The 22,295-nt window shown below is 67.7% G+C and carries 21 protein-coding genes; 15 read left to right on the top strand and 6 right to left on the bottom strand.

Annotated elements, in window-relative coordinates:
• The first annotated feature begins 19 nt into the window (after nucleotides 1-19).
• A complete protein-coding gene (gene trmFO, locus ACW17Z_RS05510) occupies nucleotides 20-1,441 on the top strand; it encodes a methylenetetrahydrofolate--tRNA-(uracil(54)-C(5))-methyltransferase (FADH(2)-oxidizing) TrmFO (RefSeq protein WP_492057920.1) in 1,422 nt (473 codons plus the stop codon).
• A gap of 217 nt (nucleotides 1,442-1,658) precedes the next feature.
• Here the strand turns inward: trmFO and ACW17Z_RS05515 are convergent, their stop codons facing one another.
• Both ACW17Z_RS05515 and ACW17Z_RS05520 read right to left on the bottom strand, forming a co-directional pair.
• Complete coding sequence (locus ACW17Z_RS05515) at nucleotides 1,659-2,441, bottom strand: DUF1365 domain-containing protein (protein WP_419317848.1); 783 nt, start codon at nucleotides 2,439-2,441, stop codon at nucleotides 1,659-1,661.
• Nucleotides 2,438-3,778, bottom strand: a complete 1,341-nt coding sequence (locus ACW17Z_RS05520) for an NAD(P)/FAD-dependent oxidoreductase (protein ID WP_492057921.1) — start codon at nucleotides 3,776-3,778, stop codon at nucleotides 2,438-2,440. Before ACW17Z_RS05520 ends, ACW17Z_RS05515 begins: the two co-directional genes overlap by 4 nt.
• 147 nt (nucleotides 3,779-3,925) lie before the next feature.
• Between ACW17Z_RS05520 and ACW17Z_RS05525 the strand changes: the two genes are divergently transcribed.
• The 10 genes from ACW17Z_RS05525 to ACW17Z_RS05570 all read left to right on the top strand — a co-directional run bounded on the left by ACW17Z_RS05525 (nucleotide 3,926) and on the right by ACW17Z_RS05570 (nucleotide 13,199).
• The gene (locus tag ACW17Z_RS05525; protein WP_492057922.1) at nucleotides 3,926-4,972 is read left to right on the top strand and encodes an SAM-dependent methyltransferase; all 1,047 of its coding nucleotides are present in this window, start codon (nucleotides 3,926-3,928) and stop codon (nucleotides 4,970-4,972) included.
• Entirely contained in the window at nucleotides 4,969-5,370 is a 402-nt protein-coding gene (locus tag ACW17Z_RS05530; RefSeq protein ID WP_419317854.1) for a DUF2177 family protein, read from the top strand. Before ACW17Z_RS05525 ends, ACW17Z_RS05530 begins: the two co-directional genes overlap by 4 nt.
• A gap of 123 nt (nucleotides 5,371-5,493) precedes the next feature.
• Nucleotides 5,494-6,048 (top strand): sigma-70 family RNA polymerase sigma factor, encoded by a 555-nt coding sequence (locus ACW17Z_RS05535; RefSeq protein ID WP_492057923.1) that lies wholly within the window; start codon nucleotides 5,494-5,496, stop codon nucleotides 6,046-6,048.
• Nucleotides 6,045-6,758, top strand: coding sequence for an anti-sigma factor (locus ACW17Z_RS05540; protein WP_492057924.1), 714 nt, complete (start codon nucleotides 6,045-6,047; stop codon nucleotides 6,756-6,758). The genes ACW17Z_RS05535 and ACW17Z_RS05540 overlap by 4 nt, the downstream gene beginning before the upstream one ends.
• A 179-nt stretch (nucleotides 6,759-6,937) precedes the next feature.
• Nucleotides 6,938-8,299, top strand: a complete 1,362-nt coding sequence (locus ACW17Z_RS05545; protein WP_492057925.1) for an allantoate amidohydrolase — start codon at nucleotides 6,938-6,940, stop codon at nucleotides 8,297-8,299.
• An 8-nt stretch (nucleotides 8,300-8,307) separates the two neighbouring features.
• Entirely contained in the window at nucleotides 8,308-9,531 is a 1,224-nt protein-coding gene (locus tag ACW17Z_RS05550; protein WP_492058490.1) for a pyridoxal-phosphate-dependent aminotransferase family protein, read from the top strand.
• A 136-nt stretch (nucleotides 9,532-9,667) separates the two neighbouring features.
• A complete protein-coding gene (gene puuE, locus ACW17Z_RS05555) occupies nucleotides 9,668-10,576 on the top strand; it encodes an allantoinase PuuE (protein WP_492057926.1) in 909 nt (302 codons plus the stop codon).
• Nucleotides 10,577-10,780: 204 nt separating this feature from the next.
• Nucleotides 10,781-11,305: a 2-oxo-4-hydroxy-4-carboxy-5-ureidoimidazoline decarboxylase gene (gene uraD / locus ACW17Z_RS05560; RefSeq protein ID WP_492057927.1), complete on the top strand. Its 525-nt coding sequence runs from the start codon at nucleotides 10,781-10,783 to the stop codon at nucleotides 11,303-11,305.
• A complete protein-coding gene (locus ACW17Z_RS05565; RefSeq protein WP_492057928.1) occupies nucleotides 11,305-12,492 on the top strand; it encodes a urate hydroxylase PuuD in 1,188 nt (395 codons plus the stop codon). Before uraD ends, ACW17Z_RS05565 begins: the two co-directional genes overlap by 1 nt.
• Nucleotides 12,489-13,199 carry a TetR/AcrR family transcriptional regulator gene (locus tag ACW17Z_RS05570; protein WP_492057929.1) on the top strand — a complete coding sequence of 237 codons (711 nt, stop codon included), beginning with the start codon at nucleotides 12,489-12,491 and terminating at the stop codon, nucleotides 13,197-13,199. The genes ACW17Z_RS05565 and ACW17Z_RS05570 overlap by 4 nt, the downstream gene beginning before the upstream one ends.
• Here ACW17Z_RS05570 and ACW17Z_RS05575 read toward each other — a convergent pair.
• From ACW17Z_RS05575 to ACW17Z_RS05590, 4 genes are all read right to left on the bottom strand, one after another.
• Nucleotides 13,165-13,842: a YceI family protein gene (locus ACW17Z_RS05575; RefSeq protein WP_492057930.1), complete on the bottom strand. Its 678-nt coding sequence runs from the start codon at nucleotides 13,840-13,842 to the stop codon at nucleotides 13,165-13,167. The two genes, ACW17Z_RS05570 and ACW17Z_RS05575, sit on opposite strands and share 35 nt — an antisense overlap.
• 144 nt (nucleotides 13,843-13,986) lie before the next feature.
• Nucleotides 13,987-15,801 (bottom strand): calcium-binding protein, encoded by a 1,815-nt coding sequence (locus ACW17Z_RS05580; RefSeq protein ID WP_492057931.1) that lies wholly within the window; start codon nucleotides 15,799-15,801, stop codon nucleotides 13,987-13,989.
• Between the two features lie 200 nt (nucleotides 15,802-16,001).
• Nucleotides 16,002-17,873, bottom strand: coding sequence for a calcium-binding protein (locus ACW17Z_RS05585; RefSeq protein WP_492057932.1), 1,872 nt, complete (start codon nucleotides 17,871-17,873; stop codon nucleotides 16,002-16,004).
• A gap of 134 nt (nucleotides 17,874-18,007) precedes the next feature.
• Entirely contained in the window at nucleotides 18,008-18,958 is a 951-nt protein-coding gene (locus tag ACW17Z_RS05590) for an acetamidase/formamidase family protein (protein ID WP_492057933.1), read from the bottom strand.
• Nucleotides 18,959-19,193: 235 nt separating this feature from the next.
• Here ACW17Z_RS05590 and ACW17Z_RS05595 point away from each other — a divergent pair, with 235 nt between their 5' ends.
• Genes ACW17Z_RS05595 through ACW17Z_RS05610 form a run of 4 tightly spaced genes read left to right on the top strand, consistent with a single transcriptional unit; the run spans nucleotide 19,194 to nucleotide 22,182 of the window.
• Nucleotides 19,194-19,412, top strand: a complete 219-nt coding sequence (locus ACW17Z_RS05595; protein ID WP_492057934.1) for a hypothetical protein — start codon at nucleotides 19,194-19,196, stop codon at nucleotides 19,410-19,412.
• The gene (locus ACW17Z_RS05600) at nucleotides 19,409-20,803 is read left to right on the top strand and encodes an AtzE family amidohydrolase (protein WP_492057935.1); all 1,395 of its coding nucleotides are present in this window, start codon (nucleotides 19,409-19,411) and stop codon (nucleotides 20,801-20,803) included. The genes ACW17Z_RS05595 and ACW17Z_RS05600 overlap by 4 nt, the downstream gene beginning before the upstream one ends.
• Nucleotides 20,800-21,216 (top strand): oxalurate catabolism protein HpxZ, encoded by a 417-nt coding sequence (gene hpxZ, locus ACW17Z_RS05605; protein ID WP_492057936.1) that lies wholly within the window; start codon nucleotides 20,800-20,802, stop codon nucleotides 21,214-21,216. The genes ACW17Z_RS05600 and hpxZ overlap by 4 nt, the downstream gene beginning before the upstream one ends.
• 9 nt (nucleotides 21,217-21,225) lie before the next feature.
• Nucleotides 21,226-22,182: a nucleoside hydrolase gene (locus ACW17Z_RS05610; RefSeq protein WP_492057937.1), complete on the top strand. Its 957-nt coding sequence runs from the start codon at nucleotides 21,226-21,228 to the stop codon at nucleotides 22,180-22,182.
• The last annotated feature ends 113 nt before the right edge of the window (nucleotides 22,183-22,295 follow it).

The raw sequence follows: 22,295 nt of genomic DNA on the forward strand, positions 1-22,295 counted from the left end.
CGGGGGTATGAGGGCGCGCATGAGCACTCAGACTTCCTCCATCGCCCCCATCCACGTCATCGGCGGCGGCCTCGCCGGTTCCGAAGCCGCCTGGCAGATCGCCAGCGCCGGCGTACCCGTCGTGCTGCACGAGATGCGACGCGACCTGCCCTCCGGCCCCATCCGCACCGAGGCGCACCACACCGACGGCCTGGCCGAGATGGTCTGTTCTAACTCGTTCCGCTCCGACGACTGGCAGTTCAATGCCGTGGGCCTGCTGCACGCCGAGATGCGCCGGATGGACTCGCTGATCCTGTCAGCCGCCGACCAGCATCAGGTGCCCGCCGGCGGCGCCCTGGCCGTCGACCGCGACGGCTTCTCGGCCGAGGTCACCCGCCGTCTGGAGGCCCATCCGCTGGTGACCATCCAGCGCGAGGAAATCGCCGGCCTGCCTCCGGCAGACTGGGACAGCGTCGTGGTGGCCACCGGCCCCCTCACCTCGCCCGCCCTGGCCGACGCGATCCTGGAGCTGTCGGGCGAGGGCCAGCTGAGCTTCTTCGACGCCATCGCCCCGATCATCCACCTCGAGTCGATCGATATGGACCTCGCCTGGCGCCAGTCGCGCTACGACAAGGAAGGCCCCGGCGGCGACGCGGCGGCCTATATCAACCTGCCCATGAACAAGCAGGAATATGAGGCCTTCATCGACGCCCTGCTCGACGGCCCCAAGGCCGAGTTCAAGGAGTGGGAGCACGTCCCCTATTTCGACGGCTGCCTGCCCATCGAGGTGATGGCCGAGCGCGGTCGCGAGACCCTGCGCCACGGCCCGATGAAGCCCGTCGGCCTGACCAATCCGCGCGATCCGCTGGTCAAGTCCTACGCCATCGTCCAGCTGCGCCAGGACAATGCGCTGGGCACCCTGTGGAACATGGTCGGCTTCCAGACCAAGCTGAAGCACGGCGCCCAGGCCGAGGTGTTCCGGATGATCCCGGGCCTGAAGGACGCCCAGTTCGCCCGACTGGGCGGGCTGCACCGCAACACCTTCATCAACAGCCCGCGCCTGCTGGACCGGTCCCTGCGGATGAAGGTCGAGCCGCGCCTGCGCTTTGCCGGCCAGATGACCGGCGTCGAAGGCTATGTCGAGAGCGCCGCCACCGGCCTGCTGGCCGGCCGCTTCGCCGCCGCCGAACGACTGGGCCGGACGCTGGAGGCCCCGCCCGCCACCACCGCCCTGGGCGCCCTGGTCGATCACGTCACCGGCGGCCACATCGCGGCCGACGTGGAAGCCGGCAAGACCAGCTTCCAGCCGATGAACATCAATTACGGCCTGCTGCCGCCGATGGAAGCGCCCAAGACCGGCGAGGACGGCGTCAAGATCCCGCTGAAGGAGCGCGGCCGGGCCAAGAAGCGGCTGATGAGCCTGCGCGCCCTGGCCGACCTCGAGGCGTGGCTCAAGGCCTGACCCCCGGCGGCCGTTGATCCTGACCTCAGAGGGTCCAAATCCGAAAAAACGCCGTCACCCCGGGACTTGTTCCCGGGGCGACGGGATATAGAGCGCGAGGCGTCGAGCTCAGCGGCGCTTGGTATGACCCCGGCGGGCCGCCAGGTCTTCGTCGGCTTCCGGATGACCTGCTAGGCATTCGTGCTCTGCGAGGATCGAAGCTTTCGGCGGCGCGGGTTTAGCCCGCGCCGCCGTTTTCTTGCCGGCTGGAAAGGCCCGACGGCGAGGGCGAGCCGAACAGGCCAAAGCCCTTGAGAACCATCTTCAGCGCTTCCCAGTGTATGCCCGCCATAACGCCGACCACCTGCAGCGGATGGCCCATCAGGACCCGGCCCAGGGCCTTGTCGGTCAGCTCGACGCGCCTGCCGTCGAAACTGGCCGCCAGCTTCAGCCCCTCTTCGTCGAAGACGTCGATGCCCACATGCACGGCCTCGCCCGGCGGGGCGATTTCGAAGACGTAGCGCAGATCCATCGGCAGGAAGGGCGAGACGTGAAAGATCTTGTCGCTGGCCTGCCGCACCCAGCCGCCGCGCTCGCCCCGCACCGGCAGCACATAGTCGTGACGCTGGCCAAAGGTGTTGCGCACCGCGTGGACGATGGCCTTCAGCTCGCCCGTCTCGTCACGGCAGAAATAGACGCTGAGCGGATTGAAGCCGTGGCCCAGAACGCGCGGCATGCACAGCAGCGAAATCCTGGCGTCCGGCAGGTCGATGCCGTGGGCGTCCAGCCTGGCCTGCACCATCGCCTTGACCCCCTGCCCTGGGGTTTGCGCATGATCCCCGGAATGGAAGGACAGCAGGTTGAAGCGATCCAGCGAGAACCATTTCAGCCGCCGGTCCAGCGCCTCCAGTTCGTCGAGATCCAGCAGCAGCATGAAGACGCGATAGCGCAGTCCATGACGCCGTGGCCGCGATCTATGGTGCGCGACCTCGCCGACATAGAGCGCCGACGCCTGGGTCACGCCACCAGCTCGCGCAGGTCGTCTGCGGCCGGGTCATCGACGAAGATCCGGCTCGACGGATTGGGCGTCACCCATGGACGACGTCCGCCGCCCAGTTGCTCGGCCACGGCCAGGCCCGCCTGCAGGCCATCCTCGTGGAAGCCCGAGCCGAAATAGGCGCCGCAGAACCAGACCCGGTCGCGGCCCTGCAGCGACCAAAGGCGGCGCTGGGCCAGCATGGCCGGGCCATCGAACAGCGGATGCTCATAGACCTGATCGCGCAGAACGGTCTCGGCGCGGGGCGTGCGCTCGGGATTGAGCGACAGGAAGAACGGATCGGCGCTGTCCAGGGGCTGCAGTTTGTTCATCCAGTAGGTCACGCCGCCCGCGCCGCCGCCCGCGCGGCGGCCGACATGGTTCCAGCTGGCCCAGGCGGCCTTGCGGCGCGGCATCAGGCCCGGATCGCGGTGCAGCACCGTGCGGTTACGGCTGTAGCGGAAGGCGCCCAGCACCTCGACCTCGTCCGGCGTCGGAGCGTCCAGCATCCGCAAAGCCTGATCGGCATGGGCCCCGATCACGACGTGATCATAGAGCAGCGCCTCGCCGGTGATGTCCTCGAGGGTCACGCCGTCCGGCCCGCGCTGGATATGCCGCACCGGCCGGCCCAGCAGCACCTTGCCCTCGAAATCTGCGGCCAGGCGCGAGACATAGGCCTGGCTGCCGCCGACCACGGTGCGCCAGATCGGGCGCTTGTCGATGGGCAGCATCAGGCCGTGATTGTCGAAGAACCGCAGCAGGGCGGCGGCGGGAAACTCGCGGATGTCCTTCATCGAGGCCGACCAGATGGCCGCGGCCTGGGGCAGCAGGTGATCCTCGGCGAAGGCCTTGCCGAAACCCTGCTGGCGCAGATAGTCGTCCAGCCGGCACAGCCCGCCCTTCTCCAGCTCCAGCATGTCGCGCGTTCCGGTCTTGTAGAAGCGGGTGACGTCCAGCAGCATCTTCAGGAAGCGGAAGTTCAGCACGTTGCGCTTCTGGGCCAGCAGGTTGTTGCTGCTGTATTCCAGCGCGCCATTGTCCAGCGAGACACCGAACGACATGTCGCTGTCCACGGTCTCGACGCCGAGATGCTTAAACAGCGCGACCAGATTGGGATAGTTGGGCTCGTTATAGACGATGAAGCCGGTGTCGACCGGCACGCCCTCGACCGCCACCGTATTGGCGTGGCCGCCCAGCCGGCCGTCGGCTTCGTACAGGGTGACGTCGTGTTGCTTGGACAGCAGCCAGGCGGCCGACAGGCCGGCGATGCCGGACCCGATGACGGCGATGTTTAGACGTTGGGTCGGCTGCGGCGCGGGCAAATGATCGTTTCCTGCAGGGGTCTTGATAACGCTCGAGTTCCAGCTACGGCGCCGGAACAGTTTTGGACGCGCGGCGCATCCATTTGCGGGCCCGCGCGTAGCTTTGCGCGGATGACCCGCAGAGGGTCCAAAGCGCAGGGTCCCCGCATGAGCTTGGTCAAGGCCGCCATCCACGCCTTTGAAGACACGCCGATGCCGGACGTGGTCTCGCGCGCCGCGATCCAGTTCCTGGTTGGAGACGCCCGCCGGCGCCTGGCCGGCGCCCCCGCCGACGCCAGCGCCCGCTTCGCACGGACCATGGGCGAGCACCCGATCGCCGCTCATACCGACGCCGCCAACGCCCAGCACTACGAACTGCCCGCCGCCTTTTTCGAGGTCGTGCTGGGTCCCAACCTGAAATATTCCAGCGGCCTCTATCCGGCCGGGGCGTCCACCCTGGCCGAGGGCGAGGCCGCCGCCCTGCGCGAGACCGAACTGCACGCTGATCTGCAGGACGGTCAGGCCGTGCTGGAACTGGGCTGCGGCTGGGGTTCGCTGTCGCTGTGGATGGCCGAGCGCTTCCCTGGCTCAAAGATTACCTCGGTCTCCAACTCGGCCTCGCAGCGCGCCTTCATCCTGGCCCGCGCCGCCGCACGCGGCCTGAGCAACCTGACCGTCATCACCGCCGACATGAATGACTTTTCAACCGACCAGCGCTTCGACCGCGTGGTCTCGGTGGAGATGTTCGAGCACATGTCCAACTGGCAGGCCCTGCTGGGCCGGGTGCACGGCTGGCTCAAGCCCGACGGCCTGCTGTTTATCCACGTGTTCACGCACCGCAACACGCCCTACCGCTTTGACGTCAACGACCCGGCCGACTGGATCGCCCAGTATTTCTTCACCGGCGGCGTCATGCCCAGCTACGACCTGCTGGCCCAGTTCCCCGACCTGTTCGCCGTCGAGCAGGACTGGCGCTGGAGCGGCGCCCACTACGCCCGCACCGCCAGGCAGTGGCTGCAGAATTTCGACGCCAACCGCGCCAGGATCGATCCTGTGCTGGAAAGCGTTTATGGATCCGACGCCGCCGTGTGGCGGCGTCGCTGGCGTCTGTTCTTCCTGGCCACCGCCGGCCTGTTTGGCCATCGCGGCGGCGAGGAATGGGGCGTCAGCCACTATCGCCTTCGCCCTGTCCTCCAGACCACGAGCCCCGCATGATCCGCTATGTCTTCGGTTACCTGGCCACCGGCGGCGCCATGCTGGTGCTGGACATCATCTGGCTGACCCTGATGGCCCCGCGCCTCTATCGGCCGCGCATCGGCGAGCTGATGGCCGACCAGCCGGCCATGGTCCCGGCTGCGGCCTTCTACCTGATCTATCTGACCGCGATCATGCTGCTGGCCGTCCTTCCGGCTATCCGCGAGGACAGCTGGAAGCGCCTGCTGTTCAACGCCGCCGTGTTCGGCTTCTGCGCCTACGCCACCTACGACCTGACCAATCAGGCGACGCTGAAGGTCTGGTCGACCACGATCACCGTGATCGACATGGCCTGGGGCACGTTCCTGACCACGGTCGCGGCCAGCGCGGGTTTCGCGGCCATGCGAGCGATGAAATAGGGACTTCAAATCCGCTTCCCGGCGACCGCCGGAAGCGGATTTGCGGCGCGACGCAAACCATTGCCTCGCGTCGGCGAGCATGTCACCGTTATGGGTAAGAATGTCCCGGAGCTGCCTCACCTAATGGATGCCGATTCCAGTCGCGCCCTGCTTTCGCGCGCGATCGCCCGAGTAGCCAACCGCGACTCCGACGCGCTGAAATACGTGTATCGCCACACGTCAGCGAAACTGTTTGGCGTCTGCCTCCGTATCTTGAACGACCGCGAGGAGGCGGAAGACGTGCTTCAGGATGTGTATCTCTCGGTCTGGAACAAGGCTGATCGCTTTGATCCGGAAAAGGCCAGCCCGATCACCTGGCTGGTGTCGATGGCCCGCAACCGCTCGATCGACAAGCTGCGCGCGCGCGGTGGCCGCGTGATGGCGGGCGTCGAAGAAGCCGAAGCCATTCCCGACGCGGCGCCCCTGGCCTCGACCGTGGTCGAGACTGACGAGGACCGACTGCGCCTCAACGGCTGCCTGGACCAGCTGGACCCGAAACACGCCGGCGCCGTGCGCACCGCCTTCTTCGAAGGCGTGACCTATGACGCCCTGGCCCAGATGCTGAACGTGCCGCTGGGCACCATGAAAAGCTGGATCCGGCGCAGCCTGATCAGCCTCCGCGCGTGTCTCGAAGCATGACCGACCTCAGCACGCCCGAAGACGAACGTCCCCTGGCCGGCGAATATGTGCTCGGCGTCCTCGATGCGACCGAACGCGCCCAGGCCCAGGCCCGTATCGCCGCCGAACCCGGTTTCGCCCGCGCCGTGCAGTGGTGGGAGAACCACCTCACCCCTCTGGCCACCGACATCAAGGGCGTCGAGCCGTCGGCCGGCTTGTGGCCGCGGATCGCCAACCTGATCGGCGACGCGGCCAAGCCGTCGCTGTGGAACAATACCCGCGTCTGGCGTGGCGTGTCGGTGGGCGCCATCGCCCTGGCCGCCGCCAGCGTCGCGGCCCTGGTGATGACGCCTCGCGCGCCGCCCGTTCCCGCTATCGCGCCGACACCGGCCGCCGCCGAGGTGGCCCTGATCAATGACCCGGCCTCGAACAAGCCGGCCCTGGTCGCCACCCTCGACCACGCGACCGACAAGCTGATCCTGACGCCGGTGGCGATGGAGATGCCCGAGGGTCGCGAGCCCGAACTGTGGATCATCCCCGAGGGCCAGAAGGCCATCTCGCTGGGCATGATCCCGAAGAACACGCCGATCCAGATCGCCCTGCCGGCCGGCCTGCGCGGCGGCGGAACCTATACCGCCACCCTGGCCATCACCGACGAGCCCCCCGGCGGCGCCCCGACCGGCGTGGCCACCGGTTCGGTCCGCGCGATCGGCAAGTTCGTGAAGGCGTAGCTCGCGCTAAGTAAGTAGTTTATGACTTATTCGCAGGCGCCGGCCGCAAAGGTCTGGCGCCTGTCGAGGCATCGGCGGGTGATCGAGATCCCTGCCCGCCTTGGGCCGCGCGGCTGAAGACAAGCTGCGCTACCAAGGACGCCACGGCAAGCCTGGCTGTGGATCGGAGCCGAGACGGGGTGACGGGGAAGTTCGACATCGGCGGCAGGGCAAAGGCCCGCTGCGACCTGCTGGGCGTATCGCCCTATAGCGAGGTCGAGGGCCAGCTGACGCGTCGCTTCCTGACCCCCGCCCACGCCGCCGCCCTCGACACACTGGGCCTGTGGATAACTTCAGCCGGCATGAGCGTCCGTCGCGACGCCGCCGGCAGTCTCGTAGGCCGCTATGAGGGCGAAACGCCGGGCGCGCCGGCCCTGCTGATCGGCTCGCACATCGACAGCGTTCGCAACGGCGGGCGCTATGATGGTCCACTGGGGATCATGCTGGGCATCGACGTGGTCGAGGCCTTGCGCGACGCCGGCCGCCGCCTGCCCTTCGCCATCGAGGTCATCGCCTTCGGCGACGAGGAGGGCTCGCGTTTCGCCGCCTCGATGAGCTGCAGCCGCGCCATCGCCGGGACGCTGGATCCGTCGGCCGTGCTGGGCATGACCGACGCCGAGGGCGTGACCCTGGCCGATGCGTTCGCGGCCTTCGGGCTCGATCCGGCCCGGATCAGCGACGCGGCGCGCAAGCCGTCCGACGTCATCGCCTTTCTGGAAGCCCACATCGAACAGGGCCCGGTTCTCGAAGCCGAAGGCCTCGCCCTGGGCGTCGTCACCGCCATCGCCGCCCAGAAGCGCCTGATGGTGCGCATCACCGGCATGGCCGGCCACGCCGGCACCACGCCCATGCATCTGCGCAAGGACCCCGGCCCCGCCGCCGCCGAGTGCCTGCTGGCCCTGGAGCGCATCTGCCTGGCCGGAACCGACAATCTGGTCGGCACCGTCGGCCGCATGACCGCCCTGCCCGGCGCCTTCAACGTCATCCCCGGCGCGGTCGAGTTCTCCATGGACATCCGCGCCGAGACCTCCGCTGTGCGCGACGCGGCGGTCGAGGCCGTCACCGCCGAAATCCACGCCATCGCCGCGCGGCGGGGTCTGACGGCGTCCGTCACCCTGCTGCAGGCGCTGGACGAGAGCCCCTGCGATCCATCGCTCACCGCCCTGCTGGAACAGGCGGTCGGCGACCTTGGCCCGCCGCCGCGCCGGCTGCCCTCGGGCGCGGGCCACGACGCCATGGTGATGGCCGCCCTGTGCCCCACCGCCATGCTGTTCATCCGCTGCGAGGGCGGGATCAGCCACAACCCGGCCGAGTCGGTCACGCAGGCCGATTGCGCCCTGGCGGCGCGGGCGATGCTGGGGTTCGTGGACAAACTCTCCGATCAATTTCTCCTGTCATCCCGGACGAGCGCGCAGCGCGAAGATCCGGGACCGACGCCTGAGCTCGGCGCTTCCGGCGGTCCCGGCTCTCCGCTCCGCTTCGGCCGGGATGACAATTCTTGAGTGACAAGATGACCACGACCTTCGGCGAACTCGACCACCCGCCCCGCCTGCTGATGGGCCCCGGCCCGATCAACGTGCACCCGCGCGTGCTGCGCGCCATGTCGGTGCAGCTGCTGGGCCAGTTCGACCCGGAATTCACCGGCTACATGAACGAGACCATGGCCCTGTACCGCCAGGTCTTCCAGACCCAGAACCGCTGGACCTTCCTGATCGACGGCACCTCGCGGGCCGGGATCGAGGCGGCGCTGGTTTCGGTGCTGGCGCCGGGCGACGATGTTGTGGTGATCAATGCCGGCCGCTTTGGCCTGCTGCTGTCCGAGATCGCCGAGCGCTGCGACGCCAAGGTCACCCTGGTCGAGGGCGAGTGGGGCAAGGTGATAGACCCCCAAGCGGTCGAGGACGCCGTCGCTCGGGTCAAGCCCCGCATGGTCGCCTGCGTGCACGGCGACACCTCCACCACCATGGCCCAGCCGATCGAGGCCATCGGCGAGATCTGCCGCCGCCACGACGCCCTGCTCTATGTCGACGCCACCGCCACCCTGGCCGGCATGCCCTGCCCGGTCGACCAGTGGCAGGCCGACATCGTCACCGCCGGCCTGCAAAAGTGCCTGGGCGGTCCCTCCGGCTCGGCCCCGATCACAATCAGCGACCGCGCCGCCGAGCACATCGCCGGCCGCAAGCATGTGGAGCGCGGCATCGCCACGGCGGGCGCGGTCTCGGGCGCCGGTCGCCGCATCGCCTCCAACTATTTCGACCTGGCGATGATCATGGACTACTGGTCCGACAAGCGCCTGAACCACCATACCGAAGCGGCGTCCATGCTCTACGCCGCCCGCGAATGCGCCCGCGTGGCGCTGGAGGAAGGTCTGGACGCCCGCTTCGCCCGCCACGCCTCGGCCGGCGCCGCCGTGGTCGCCGGGGTCGAGGCGATGGGTCTTCAGGTCTACGGCGACAAGGCTCACAAGATGACCAATGTCACCGGGATCTGGATCCCCGACGGCGTCGACGGCGACCGGGTGCGGGCCCGGATGCGCACCGAATTCGAGATCGAGATCGGCACGGCCTTCGGGCCGCTCACCGGCAAGATCTGGCGGATCGGGGCGATGGGCGTCAATGCGCGCAAGCATGCGGTGCTGACCACGCTGGCCGCGCTGGAGGCGGTGCTGCGGTGGGAGGGTTTCTCGGCGACGCCGGGGGCTGGCGTGGATGCGGCGGCGAAGGTGTTTTCGTGATGGACACGGCAAGTTTCATCTTCCCCCTACGGGGGAGGAGCGCCGCAGGCGCGGAGGGGGCCAGTCGTGGCGACCACTCGCCCCCACCTGACCGCTGCGCGGTCGTCCGCCCCCGTAGGGGGCAGATGAAATCACGATGACCAACCCCCGCGACCTCATCGGCTACGGCGCCACCCCGCCCCACGCCGCCTGGCCCAACGGCGCCCGGATCGCCGTGCAGTTCGTCCTCAACTACGAGGAAGGCGCCGAGCGCTCGATCCTGCATGGCGACCCCGCCTCCGAGTTCTTCCTGTCGGAAATGGTCGGCGCCCAGCCCATCGAGGGCATGCGCAACATGTCGATGGAGAGCCTCTACGAATACGGCTCGCGGGCCGGGTTCTGGCGCATCCGCCGGCTGTTCGACGAGCTGGGTCTGCCGCTGACCGTGTTCGGCGTCGCCCAGGCCATGGAGCGCCATCCCGACGCGGTCGAGGCGATGATGCAGTCCGGCTGGGAGATCGCCAGCCACGGCTATCGCTGGATCGACTACCAGCATTTCACGCCCGACCAGGAGCTGGAGCACATCGGCAAGGCCATCGAGATCCAGACCCGCCTGACGGGCCAGCGGCCGCTGGGCTGGTATCAGGGCCGCACCAGCCCCAACACCGCGCGGCTGATCGCCCAGGAAGGCGGCTTTGTCTATGACGCCGACAGCTATGCCGACGACCTGCCCTATTACGACGCCCAGCATGGCCGCCCGCAGCTGATCGTGCCCTACACGCTGGAAGCCAACGACATGCGCTTCACGGCGGCCCAGGGCTTCAACACCGGCGAGCACTTCTTCACCTATCTGCGCGACGCCTTCGACGCCCTGTACGCCGAGGGCGAGACCGCGCCGAAGATGATGAGCATCGGTCTGCACTGCCGCGTGGTCGGCAAGCCTGGGCGGATCCTGGGGCTGAAGCGCTTCCTTGAGCACGTAATGAGCCACGACAAGGTCTGGGTGGCCCGGCGCATCGACATCGCCCGGCACTGGCTCGCGACGCATCCGTATGGGGAAGCGTGACATGAGCGCGCCCCATATTTCCCCGTCATCCCCACGGCCATCGCATAAGATCAAAAGCGGTTGTCATCCCGGACGAGCGCGTAGCGCGAAGATCCGGGACCGACGCCTGAGCTCGGCGCTTCCGGCGGTCCCGGATCTGCGCCCGGCTTTGCCGGGCTTGTCCGGGATGACAGCGATTATTGTCGGTCCTGCGGGAGCTAATGCATGAGCTCGGCCCCGCCCCTCTCCCTAAAAATCCTCAACAGCATGAACCAGACCGGCTTCACCACCGCCCTGGGCTTCGCGTTCGAGCTGTCGCCCTGGGTGGTGCAGCGCGCCTGGGACGAGCGGCCGTTCGACACCGTCGAGGGCCTGCACGCCGCGATGATGCGGGTGCTGGACGCCTCGACCACCGCCGACAAGCTGGCCCTGATCCGCGCTCACCCGGAACTGGCCGGCAAGGCCGCCATCGCCAAGGCCCTGACCGCCGAAAGCAACGCCGAACAGGCCAGCGCCGGCCTCGACAGGCTGACGGCGGAAGAGTTCGAGCGCTTCCACCAGCTCAACGCCGCCTATGCCGCCCGCTTCGGCTTCCCGTTCATCATCGCCGTTCGCCTGAACGACAAGAGCTCGATCCTGGCGGCGATGCAGGCCCGGCTTTCCAACGATGAGGCCGCCGAGATCGCCGAGGCGATCAGCCAGATCGGCCACATCTCCCGGCTCCGCCTGACCGACGCGGTGAGCGCCTGATGGACTATGATTTCGCCACCTGGGGCAGCCTGGTCCTGCGCTGGCTGCATGTGATCACCGGCATCGCCTGGATCGGCGCGTCGTTCTATTTCGTCTGGCTGGACAACAATCTGCGCCCGCCCGTCCCCGAGAAAGAGGGCGTGAAGGGCGAGCTGTGGGCCGTGCACGGCGGCGGGTTCTATCACTCGCAAAAGTACATGACGGCCCCGCCGCACATGCCCGAGCACCTGCACTGGTTCAAATGGGAGGCCTACACCACCTGGCTGTCGGGCTTTGCTTTGCTGATCGTGCTCTATTACGTGGGCGCGCCCGTCTATCTGATCGACACCGCCAAGCAGGCCTTCACCCAGCCCCAGGCGATCGGCGTCGGCCTGGCCTTCATCTTCGGCGGTCTGCTGGTCTATGAGGCCCTGTGCCGCTCGCCGCTGGGCGGCCGCCCGCGCCTGTTCGGGATCGTGTGGTTCCTGAGCCTGACGGCCGCCACCTGGGCCCTGACCCAGATCTTCACCGACCGGGGCGCCTTCATCCACGTGGGCGCGATCATCGGCACCTGCATGGTCGGCAATGTGTTCCTGATCATCATCCCCAACCAGCGCAGGATCGTCGCCGACATGCTGGCCGGCCGCCCGGTCGATCCGCGCCTGGGGGCGATGGGCAAGCAGCGCTCGGTGCACAACACCCACATGACCCTGCCGGTCATCTTCATCATGATCAGCAACCACTATCCGGTGGTGACGGGCCATCCGCTGGCCTGGCTGCTGCTGGCCCTGATCAGCGCCGGCGGGGTGTCGATCCGCTATTTCTTCATCCTCAAGCACTCGGGCCAGATCCGGCACGAGTTCCTGTTCTACGGCGCCATGCTGATCTTCGCCGTCAGCGTGATCGCCAGCGGCAAGCCCAGGGCCGACGCCACCGCGATGTCGCCCGTGCCGTTCGCGACCGCCCAGGCCATTGTCCAGAAGCACTGCACGACCTGTCACGCCGCCGCGCCCACCCACAAGGGCTTCCCCGCCCCGCCTCTGGGCGCGACCTTCGACACGCCCGAGCACATCCAGAAATATGCGTCGAAAATTCACGAACGTGCGGTAGCCACCAGCAGCATGCCGCTGGGCAACGAGACCGGCATGACCGACGACGACCGCGCCCAGCTGGGCGCCTGGATCCAGCAGGGGGCCAAGATCCCGTGACCGACGCCACCGTTCTGGACGCCCCGGTCCCCGCAGCGGACGACGGCCCGCCGCCGCGCAAGCGCGACGCCGAGCGCACCCGCAAGGCGATCATGGCCGCAGCCCTGAAGGAGTTCTCTCAGGCCGGGTTCGCCGGGGCCCGCATCGAGCGGATCGTCAAGGCGGCCAAGTGCAATATCCGCATGCTCTACCACTATTTCGGCGACAAGAAGGGCCTGTACCTGGCCGTTCTGGAGGCCGCCTATGTGGACCTGCGGGCCCGCGAGGCCGAGCTGAAGATCGACTTCGACAAGCCGCTGGACGGCTTTCTGGAGCTGCAGCGCTTCACCTTCGACTACTTCGAAAAGCACCCGAAGTTCGAGGGCCTGCTGCGCAACGAAAACCTGATGCACGGCAAGTTCGCGGCCCAGTCGCGGGTCGTCACCGAGACCGCCTTTCCGCTGCGGCGGACCATCGAGCGCCTGATCGACAGCGGCCAGCAACAGGGCCTGTTCGGCCCGGATCTGGATCCGGTGCAGATCTATGTGACCATCGCGGCGATGAGCCGCTTCCACTTGGCCAACGGCTATTCGCTGTCAGCCACGCTGGACACCGACATGACCACCGCCGAGTGGCGTAAGGCGCGGCTGACCCACGCTCTGGCCCTGCTCGAAGGCTATCTGACGGCGGGGTCTAGGCCGGCTTCTGGACCAGCGGCGGACCGCTGAATTCGGTTTCGATCTCCACCGCCACCGCGTCGCTGACGCCCATGGTGGTGCCGGGCGCGGGCACGCCATAGGCGATCCCAAAGTCCGAACGCTTGAAGGTCCCAGTGGCCGAAAAGCCGATCCGGGCGTTCGGATCCATCGGGTGGCCCGCATAGCCGCCGTTGAAGATCACATCCAGCACCACCGGCTTGGTGACGCCATGCAGGGTGAAGTCGCCGGTGACCTTGGCGGTATTGGCGCCGGTGACCTCGACCTTAGTCGACTTGAAGGTGATGGCCGGATACTGCGCCGCGTTCAGCCACTGCGGCCCGACCAGCTCATCCTTGAACCCGGCCGGCGGGGCCGGCAGCGTCAGCGAGCGCGGATCGATCGTCGCCTCCAGCGTGGTCAGCTCCGGCTTGGCCGGATCGAAGTTCAGCCTCGCGTCAAACGCGGCAAAGCTGGCGGTGTAGTTGGAAAAGCCCAGATGGCTGACCTTGAACACCACCGTCGAGTGGCTCTTGTCGAGCGTGTAGGCCCCGGCCGGCACATTCACCGGCGCGGGCTTGGCGGCGGCAGGCGGCGGCGGCGCCTTCTCGGCGGCAGGCTTGGGCGAGCAGGCGGCGAGGCTCAGAAAAACCGTGGCGAGGAGGATCTTCTTCATGGCGTTTCCCTTGGCGGCGCGAGACGAAGATCGCGCTTTTTTTGTCGGTCGATAAGCCAAGAACGTTCGAAAAAGCCGCCGGCAGACTCCGATCCGCAAATAAGTGGCGCCGGACCGTCAGGGACGATCCGGCGCAAGACCTCACTACAGGAAGCTGTCGTAGCTGACGGCGTCGAGATTGACGCCCGCCAGCAGGATGACGTTTTCGAGCCCCGCCCCGCCCGGATCAGCGTGGCCGCTGAAGACATAGACGTCCGCGCCCACCTGGAAGGCGATGTATTCGTGGAAGGTGCTGGGCCCCGTCAGCATGGAATTCACCGTCGCCAGGGCGGAGGCGAAGCTGCCCGCGCTGCTCTCGACATAGCTGAAGCCCGCCGGGGCGTCGGAGAATCTCAGCTCATCATAGACCGAGAAGTCAGTGATGACGTCGACGCCAGCGCCGGTCGTGTCGATGGCCCTGGAGTCGCCGTTGGCGAACACGAAGGTGTCCATTCCCGTGTCGCCGAACAGTTGGTCGCGGCCTTGGCCGCCTATCAGGGTGTCAGCCCCCTCACGGCCCTCGAGTAGGTTGGCGCCGGCGTCACCTTTTAGAAGGTCATTGCCGGGGCCGCCGACCAGGTTCTCGACACCGCTGATATCCAGAACCTGTCCGGCGCCGATATCCTGAGGACCGATGATCGAGAGATCGACCACGGCCCCGCCGATCGGCGTGTAGCCGCTGGCCAGGTTCAACGTGTCGGTTCCGGCGCCGCCATTGACGACCGTCGTCCCGACCATGCCGGGCGCGCGCAGAACATGGAACAGATCGGCGCCGTCGCCGCCATCCAGCGTCACAGCGCCCCACATGGTGAAGAAGGTGTCGGCGCCGGCGCCGCCGGAAAGATGGTCGCCAGCCCCCTGGGTGCTGGCCTTCAGCAGATCGTCGCCATCGCCGCCGTCCAGCACGTCACCGCCACCGACCGCGACCAGATAATCGTTGCCCGCGCCGCCCGCGATGTAGTTCTCGGCCGTGTTGCCGCCGATGTAATCCTTGTCGGCGCTACCGATGACGCCCTCGATGGAAATGAGCGTGTCGCGTCCATTGTTGCCACCGCTCTGCTGGGTGATCGACAGGTCGATGAAGACCCCCTCGCCGCCATCCAGGGTGATGACGTCGAAGCCTTCGCCGCCGTCGATGGTGTCCGCGCCCCAGCCGCCATGCAGGTGATCATCACCCGCCCCGCCGACCAGGCTGTCATCACCCGCGCCGCCGGCCAGGACGTTGACGCCCGCATCGCCCGTCAGCACATCGTTGAACGCCGAGCCATAGACGTTCTCGACGCCGACCAGCTTGTCGACGCCGCCGCCGCCCGTGTTCTGGGCCGCCGTCAGGGTCAGGTTCACCGTCACGCCAGCCGTCGCGTCGTCATAGGCCGACCAGTCCGAGCCTTCGCCGCCGTCGAGGGTGTCGTTGCCCGCCCCGCCCTGCATGTAGTCGTCGTTCTGGCCGCCCAGCAGCGTGTCGGCCCCCGCGCCGCCGAACAGATTGTCCTCGCCCTTGCCGCCCGACAGGCTGTCATTGCCGTCGCCGCCGGCCAGATAGTTGACCCCGGCGTCGCCGATCAGGGTGTCGTTGAAGGCCGAGCCATAAAGGTTCTCGATCGAGACCAGCTTGTCGCTGCCACCGCCCAGGGTGTTCTGCGAGGTGGTCAGGTTCAGGTCGACCTTGACGCCCGAGGCCGCGTCTTCGTAGGCGGCCCAGTCGGCGCCCGCGCCGCCGTCGAGGGTGTCGGAACCCGCGCCGCCGAGGATGTAGTCTTCACCGTCGCCGCCCAGCAGCGTGTCATTGCCCGCCATGCCGGCCAGGACGTCGTCGCCCGCGCCGCCGGTCAGCTTGTCGTTGCCGCCAAAGCCGTAAAGCGTATCCGCATCGGCGCCGCCCGTCAGGGTGTCGGCCTTTTCACTACCGTTCAACAACATCTGCCCATCCCCACTCGCCCCAAACGGGCACGCGGCAAGGTTTAGTCAGAGGCAAGCGCCATCAGAATCGGTTTCACTTAGTAGGGGAATATTAAGGGTAAATATCGGCCGGATTTACTTTAATTTTGAGAGTATCCTCAGAATTGATCGATAATGATACATTCTGGATACGAACATTGACTGCGACTGATTGATGGCGATCAAAATCCGATGATCAGGCTCGGGGCGACCTGGTTGAAGCCGTCGAGCTGGATGACGATGTCATACCCCGTGCCCTCGGCCCCGATATCCGCGAAGAGGTAGGACTCACTTCCCAGCCTGGCGAAGACATAGCGCACCCCATCTCCGCCGAAGAGCCGGCCGAGCGCCGCTTCGGCGACGGCGTCCCAGCCGGTGTGCCCCAGGGAGGCCAGGTTGCTCCACGTGGCCGATGGGCTGTCGGCGAACTTGATCCGATCGTCGAAGGAAAAGTCCGAGATCACGTCGACGGCGCCGGCGGTCGTCCCGCTGTCCCCCGCCTGGAACATGAACGTGTCGGAACCCGCGCCGCCGTAGAAGGAGTCCTTGCCCGTCCCACCCGTAAGCGTGTCGGCGCCGCCTCGACCCGACAACATATCGTCGCCCGCGCCGCCGCTGATAACGTCATCGCCATCCCCGCCGTCGAGATTGTTGTCGCCCGCATTGCCCGTCAGGCGGTCCGCCGCCGCCGAGCCCCCCACGTTCTCCACCGAGGAGATCGTCAACCAGACGCCCGCCGCGATCGACTGGGTTGCGCTGTTCGAGAGATCGACCGTGACGCCTTGGTCAAACTCCAGCCCTACGCCGCCGCGGTAATAGAACACGAGCCCGTCCGAGCCCTCCCCGCCATTGACGGAATTGCTTCCGGCGAGATTTCCAATCAAGAAGCTGTCATTGCCGGCGCCGCCATCGGCGCGGTTGTACCCACTACCCATTTCGTGACGGTCATTGCCGGCGCCGCCCAGCAGAATGGCCTCCGACGGCGCGGTCAGCACGCCTACAACCTTGTAGGTGCTGAGATAGTCGTTGCCGTCGCCGCCCTCCAGCGTGTCGGCGCCGCCAAAGCCCCAGATCTGGTCGTCGCCGGCAAGGCCCCTGATGATGTTGGCGCCGCTGCTTCCCTCGAAGGAGTCGTTGTAGTTCGAACCCTCGACCCCCTCGATCGAGTACAGGTTGTCGAGGCCGCGAGGATTGATCGTGTTCTGCCACTGCACCGACAGGGCCACGCCGGCGCCGCTCTCCACGCCATCGTTCAGGAAGCTGATGAAGTCGAATCCTTCGCCGCCACTGATGATGTCGTCTCCAGCACCACCGGTCAGGTAGTCATCGCCGGCTTCGCCATAGAGTGAATCGTCATCGGCGCCCCCGATCAGGGTGTCATTGCCGGCGGCGCTCTGAATGAGATCCTTGCCGGCTCCGCCGGAACTGAAGTCATTGCCTTCCCGACCAAGCAGCAGGTCAACGCCGTCGTCGCCGATCAGGACGTCGTCGCCGAGCTCTCCGGACAGCGTGTCCCCGCCCTCGCCACCGATCAGTGTGTCGGCGCCATTGCCACCCCACATCATGTCGGCATCAGCCCCGCCGCTCAGGCTATCGTCACCCACCCCACCTTGGATTTGGTCAAAGCCGGCGCCTCCGAACAGGGTGTCATTACCATCCCCGCCCGAAACCTGGTCGGCCCCCAGATCTCCATAGACGAGGTCGGCGTCATCGCCGGCGGCAATGGTGTCGTCGCCCTGGCCGCCCAGGATCGTGTCCCTGCCGCCGCCGCCCAGAAGGCTATCGACGCCGAGGTTCCCGTGCAGGTAGTCGTTGCCCTCGCCGGCGATGATGGTGTCATCGCTCTGACCGCCAAGAAGGGTGTCCGCGCCGGCTCCGCCGTCCAGCGAATCGAGACCCTGGTTCCCGTGAAGATAGTCGTCGCCCTCGCCGCCGATCAGGGTGTCATCTCCCTGTCCGCCAAACAGGGTGTCACGGCCGCCATAGCCAAAAATGCTGTCGGCGCCGTCGCCGCCCGCCAGGGAATCGTTGGTCTCGCCGCCGTACAAAAACATAAGCCTGCCCGTACTCGCCCTTAGAGAGTGTCGGGGAAGGTTTAGTGCACTGGTCGAATAGCGCCAGACCTAAACTTGACTGTGGAAGGCGATGAGGCGGCATCCGCCGTCGCCACAAGGGCGCCAAGGCGCGGCTAGAACAGAACACCCTTCTCCAGCATTCCGTGCACGCCCTTTTCGCCATTGACCGTCTGGGTCACCCGAAAGTCCACGGCCAGCGAGCAGAACTGATAGGCTTGCACCCGCGTCAGGGCAGAGCGGGCGGTGATGAAATCGATCATGCCGCGCAGGGCCTGCTTCATGGCCAGATCGAGGTCCTCGTTGAAGCCCATGACGATGTAGTGGGTCTGGGTCTCAGCGCGGGGCCAAGTGGCCACGCCCAGATCGGCCACCTTGTGCAGGATGAAGGTGAAGGTTCCGGTCAGGCCCATCTCCAGCGCGTTGACGCAGACCTCGCCGTCGCCCTGCCGTCCATGGCCGTCGCCGACCGAGAAATTGGCGCCGGGAACCCAGACCGGCAGGAACAGGGTCGCGCCGGCCCCCAGCTCCTTGTTGTCCATGTTGCCGCCATGCTCGCGCGGCTCACGGCTGGAGAGCCGGCCATATTTCGCAGGCGGCGCCACGCCCATGGTGCCGAAGAAGGGCCTCAGCGGCAGGGTCGGCCCCCAGTCGGGCTTGCAGGTCCCCGCCGCGCGGTCGACGGCGATATGGCTGACATAGCGCTCGGGAAAGTCCTCCGGCAGCGTCCCGGCCAGGGGGCGCACGGCGCAATAGCCCCAGTCGTTGTTGGGCTCGACGGCCTCGATCCGCACCTCCAGCGTGTCGCCCGGCTCGGCCCCGGCGATGGCCACCGGGCCGGTCAGGATGTGGGGCCCGATCCGCTCGGGCTTGCTGTTGTGGATCGCCTGCAGGGCCGGCGGGATCGTCAGGCCGCTGCCCGCGCCCGGCATCACCTCTGCGCCGCCCGAGACGCAGTCGAAGGTGACGCTGTCGCCCGAGGCGATGGTCAGCACAGGATTGAACGCCGCGTCGAACATGCCAAAGCGGATGGTGTCGGGGGTCGAGGCGAGGTGGTGGCGCATCAAGTAAGCCTTCTCTTACAAGCGGCCATCTCGACGCCGATCCGGCGCCAGACCCAAGGCCCGCGCGGCCTCGCCCCGGTCGATTGCCGCAAGGCGCCCTTGCAGCGGGCGTTTGGCGCGCAGACTGTCTCCCAGACGTGCGCCCCCGCGCGCCGGGCCGCCCAGGCGCCGCCGCACTAGCGCGGCCCCACGACGCCGGTATATGAAGAATTTTCTTACTTAGGGAGACCGCCCCACGATGGCGATCGACGCGGCGCTCAAGGCCTTTCTCGACCTCACCGACGGCGACGTCGCCGACTATGCCGATGCGCGGGCGGCCGAGATCGGCCTGACCTTGCCGGAGCCGACCCTGGCCGCCGTGCGCGAGAACCTGGCCCTGCTGCGCACCCAGACCGCCCTGTTCGTCGCCGCCCTGGACGGCCGCGCCGGCGAACCGGCCAAGACCTTTCAGCCATGACCTTTCCCAGCGTCGTCGAGATCGCCGGCGAGGTCCGCGCCGGCCGCGTGACCGCCCGCGCCGTCACCCAGGCCACCCTGTCGCGCATCGGCCGCCGCAATGGCGCGATCAACGCCTTCACCGCCGTGCTGACCGAGCGCGCCCTCGCCCAGGCCGACCGGGTGGATGCCGCAATCGCCGCCGGATCACCGGTCGGGCCGCTGGCCGGCGTTCCCTTCGCGGTCAAGAACCTGTTCGACATCGCGGGCCTGCCCACCCTGGCCGGCTCGAAGATCCGGCGTGGCGCCACGCCGCCCTCACGCGACGCGACCCTGATCCAGAGACTGGAAGCCGCCGGCGCCATCCTGGTCGGCGCGCTGAACATGGACGAGTTCGCCTATGGCTTCGTCACCGAGAACGCCCATGACGGCCCGACCCACAATCCCCACGATCTGACCCGCATCGCCGGCGGCTCGTCGGGCGGTTCGGCGGCGGCGGTGGCGGCAGGCCTGGCGCCCCTGACCCTGGGCTCGGATACTAATGGGTCGATCCGCATCCCCGCCAGCCTGTGCGGGGTGTTTGGGCTGAAGCCCACCTATGGCCGCCTGTCGCGCCAGGGCGTGTTCCCGTTCGTCGAGAGCCTGGACCATGCCGGCGCCTTCGCCCGCTCGATCGAGGATCTGGCCCTGGCCTATGACGTCCTGCAGGGGCCTGACGTCGAGGGCGACGCGATCTGCGTTCGCGCCGCCGAGCCTGTTTCCGGAACACTGGCCGCCCTGGCCGACGGCCCCCTGCGCGTGGGCGTGCTGGGCGGTTGGTTCGCGCAGGGCGCCTTTCCCGAGGTGCTGGCGGCGCTGGACATCGTGGCCCAGGCTCTGGGCGCCCGCGACCGCGTGATCCTGCCCGGCGCCCAGGCCGCCCGCGCCGCCGCCTTCTGCCTGACCGCTGTCGAGGGCGGGCATCTGCACCTGGCCGACCTGAAGACCTCGGCCATAGACTACGATCCCGCCGTCCGCGACCGTCTGCTGGCCGGGGCCTTGTTGCCGGACGGCGTCGCCCAGGCCGCCCAGCGCTACCGCACGCTGTTCCGAGACGAGGTCGCCCGCGCGTTCGAACGCTTCGACATCCTGCTGGCCCCGTCATCGGTCTGTCCCGCCCCCGGCATCGGCCAGGCCACGATGGAGATGGGCGGCCAGCCGGTTTCCGTCCGCAAGAACCTGGGCGCCTTCACCCAGCCGATCAGCTATATCGGCCTGCCCGTGCTGGCCGCGCCGGTCAATCGCCCGGGCCAGCTGCCCATCGGCGTCCAAATTATCGCCCCGCCCTGGCGCGAGGACCTGGCCCTGGCCGCCGGCCTGAAGCTGCAACGGCTGGGCGTCGTGGCCGCCCATGCGCCGGGAGGCCCGCTGTGATCCTCAACAACCCCGTGGTGCTGGCCCAGGTCGCCGAGGCCGTCGACGCCTATGAGACGGCGCTGATGGCCAACGACGTCGAGGCCCTGGACGGCGCGTTCTGGAACTCGCCGCACACCGTGCGGCTGGGCGTGGCCGAGAACCTCTACGGCTTCGACCAGATCGCCGCCTTCCGTGTCGGCCGGGCCGGCGGCTCGCCGCCGCGCACCCGCCTGCGCACCGAAATCACCACCTTTGGCGACGACTTCGCCATCGCCAATGTCGAGTTCCAGCGCGACGGGTCCGACAAGACCGGCCGCCAGAGCCAGACCTGGATCCGCACGGCGGAGGGCTGGAAGGTGGCGTCCGCCCACGTCTCCCTGATGCAGGCCGGGGCCGACCAGCGCCTCGCGCTCGACGCCGAAAACCGCTAGAGCCCGCCCATGACGCACAAGATCATTTTCGACACCGACCCCGGCATCGACGACGCCATGGCCCTGCTGTTCATCGCGGCCAGCCCGGCCCTGGACCTGCTGGCCATCACCACGATCTTCGGCAATTCCGACATCGAGACCACCACCCGCAACGCGCTCTATCTGAAGCAGCGTTTCGGTCTGGCCGCGCCGGTGTTCAAGGGAACCGACAAGCCGCTGAGCCGGCCGCGCAACCCTTCGCCCACCTTCGTGCACGGCGAGAACGGCCTGGGCGATGTCGAGCTGACCGGCCTGGTTCCCGCCCAGCCCGAGGACAAGCCCGCCCATCAGGCGATCATCGATCTGGCCCGCCAGAATCCCGGCGAGGTGACCCTGGTCGCGGTCGGCCCCCTGACCAATCTGGCCCTGGCCCTGCGGGCCGACCCGGAGGTCGCGACCCTGCTCAAGGCCGTGGTGATCATGGGCGGCGCGTTCGGCCTGGCCGGCAAGCCGGGCAATGTCACGCCGGTGGCCGAGGCCAATATCTGGAACGATCCCGAGGCCGCCGACCAGGTCTTCACCGCGCCCTGGGCCCTGACCGCCGTCAGCCTGGACATCACCACCCAGGTGGTGATGTCGCCGGCCTATATGGACGCGCTGGAAGCCTCGGCCGGCGCCGCCGGTCAGTTCCTCAACGCCATCTCCAAGCCCTATGCGGCCTTCTACGGCAGCCGCGACGGCATCGAGGGCTGCTGCGTCCATGACGCGGCGGCGGTGGCGTTCGTGATCGACCCGTCGCTGTTTACGCTGCGTCGCGGCTCGGTGCGCGTGCTGACCGAGGGCATCGCCCTGGGCCAGACCTGCCTGAAGGCCGAGGGCGAACTGTTTGGCCCATCGGCTTGGGACGACCAGCCGATCCAGGCGGTGACCGTGGCGGTGGATGAAGCGGGGCTGTTGAAGCTCTATGCCGAGACGATGAAGGCCTAGAGGCAGCGTTTCCCCCGGCCGACGCCGCAGGCCCCCTCCTGACGGCTTCGCCGTCGTCCTCCCCCTTTCAGGGGGAAGATGAAACGCGCCGTCCTCATCTTCCCCCTCCGGGG

It is taken from the genome of Caulobacter sp. GSs2 (assembly GCF_058680895.1).

What these genes read in the sequence shown, in the direction of transcription:
- ACW17Z_RS05535 (WP_492057923.1), top strand. Translation starts at nt 5,494, where the DNA reads ATGGATGCCGATTCCAGTCGCGCCCTGCTTTCGCGCGCGATCGCCCGA.
- ACW17Z_RS05540 (WP_492057924.1), top strand. Translation starts at nt 6,045, where the DNA reads ATGACCGACCTCAGCACGCCCGAAGACGAACGTCCCCTGGCCGGCGAA.
- ACW17Z_RS05575 (WP_492057930.1), bottom strand. Translation starts at nt 13,842, where the DNA reads ATGAAGAAGATCCTCCTCGCCACGGTTTTTCTGAGCCTCGCCGCCTGC.
- ACW17Z_RS05525 (WP_492057922.1), top strand. Translation starts at nt 3,926, where the DNA reads ATGAGCTTGGTCAAGGCCGCCATCCACGCCTTTGAAGACACGCCGATG.
- ACW17Z_RS05530 (WP_419317854.1), top strand. Translation starts at nt 4,969, where the DNA reads ATGATCCGCTATGTCTTCGGTTACCTGGCCACCGGCGGCGCCATGCTG.
- puuE (WP_492057926.1), top strand. Translation starts at nt 9,668, where the DNA reads ATGACCAACCCCCGCGACCTCATCGGCTACGGCGCCACCCCGCCCCAC.
- ACW17Z_RS05565 (WP_492057928.1), top strand. Translation starts at nt 11,305, where the DNA reads ATGGACTATGATTTCGCCACCTGGGGCAGCCTGGTCCTGCGCTGGCTG.
- trmFO (WP_492057920.1), top strand. Translation starts at nt 20, where the DNA reads ATGAGCACTCAGACTTCCTCCATCGCCCCCATCCACGTCATCGGCGGC.
- ACW17Z_RS05595 (WP_492057934.1), top strand. Translation starts at nt 19,194, where the DNA reads ATGGCGATCGACGCGGCGCTCAAGGCCTTTCTCGACCTCACCGACGGC.
- ACW17Z_RS05550 (WP_492058490.1), top strand. Translation starts at nt 8,308, where the DNA reads ATGACCACGACCTTCGGCGAACTCGACCACCCGCCCCGCCTGCTGATG.
- ACW17Z_RS05585 (WP_492057932.1), bottom strand. Translation starts at nt 17,873, where the DNA reads ATGTTTTTGTACGGCGGCGAGACCAACGATTCCCTGGCGGGCGGCGAC.
- uraD (WP_492057927.1), top strand. Translation starts at nt 10,781, where the DNA reads ATGAGCTCGGCCCCGCCCCTCTCCCTAAAAATCCTCAACAGCATGAAC.
- ACW17Z_RS05610 (WP_492057937.1), top strand. Translation starts at nt 21,226, where the DNA reads ATGACGCACAAGATCATTTTCGACACCGACCCCGGCATCGACGACGCC.
- ACW17Z_RS05600 (WP_492057935.1), top strand. Translation starts at nt 19,409, where the DNA reads ATGACCTTTCCCAGCGTCGTCGAGATCGCCGGCGAGGTCCGCGCCGGC.
- ACW17Z_RS05580 (WP_492057931.1), bottom strand. Translation starts at nt 15,801, where the DNA reads ATGTTGTTGAACGGTAGTGAAAAGGCCGACACCCTGACGGGCGGCGCC.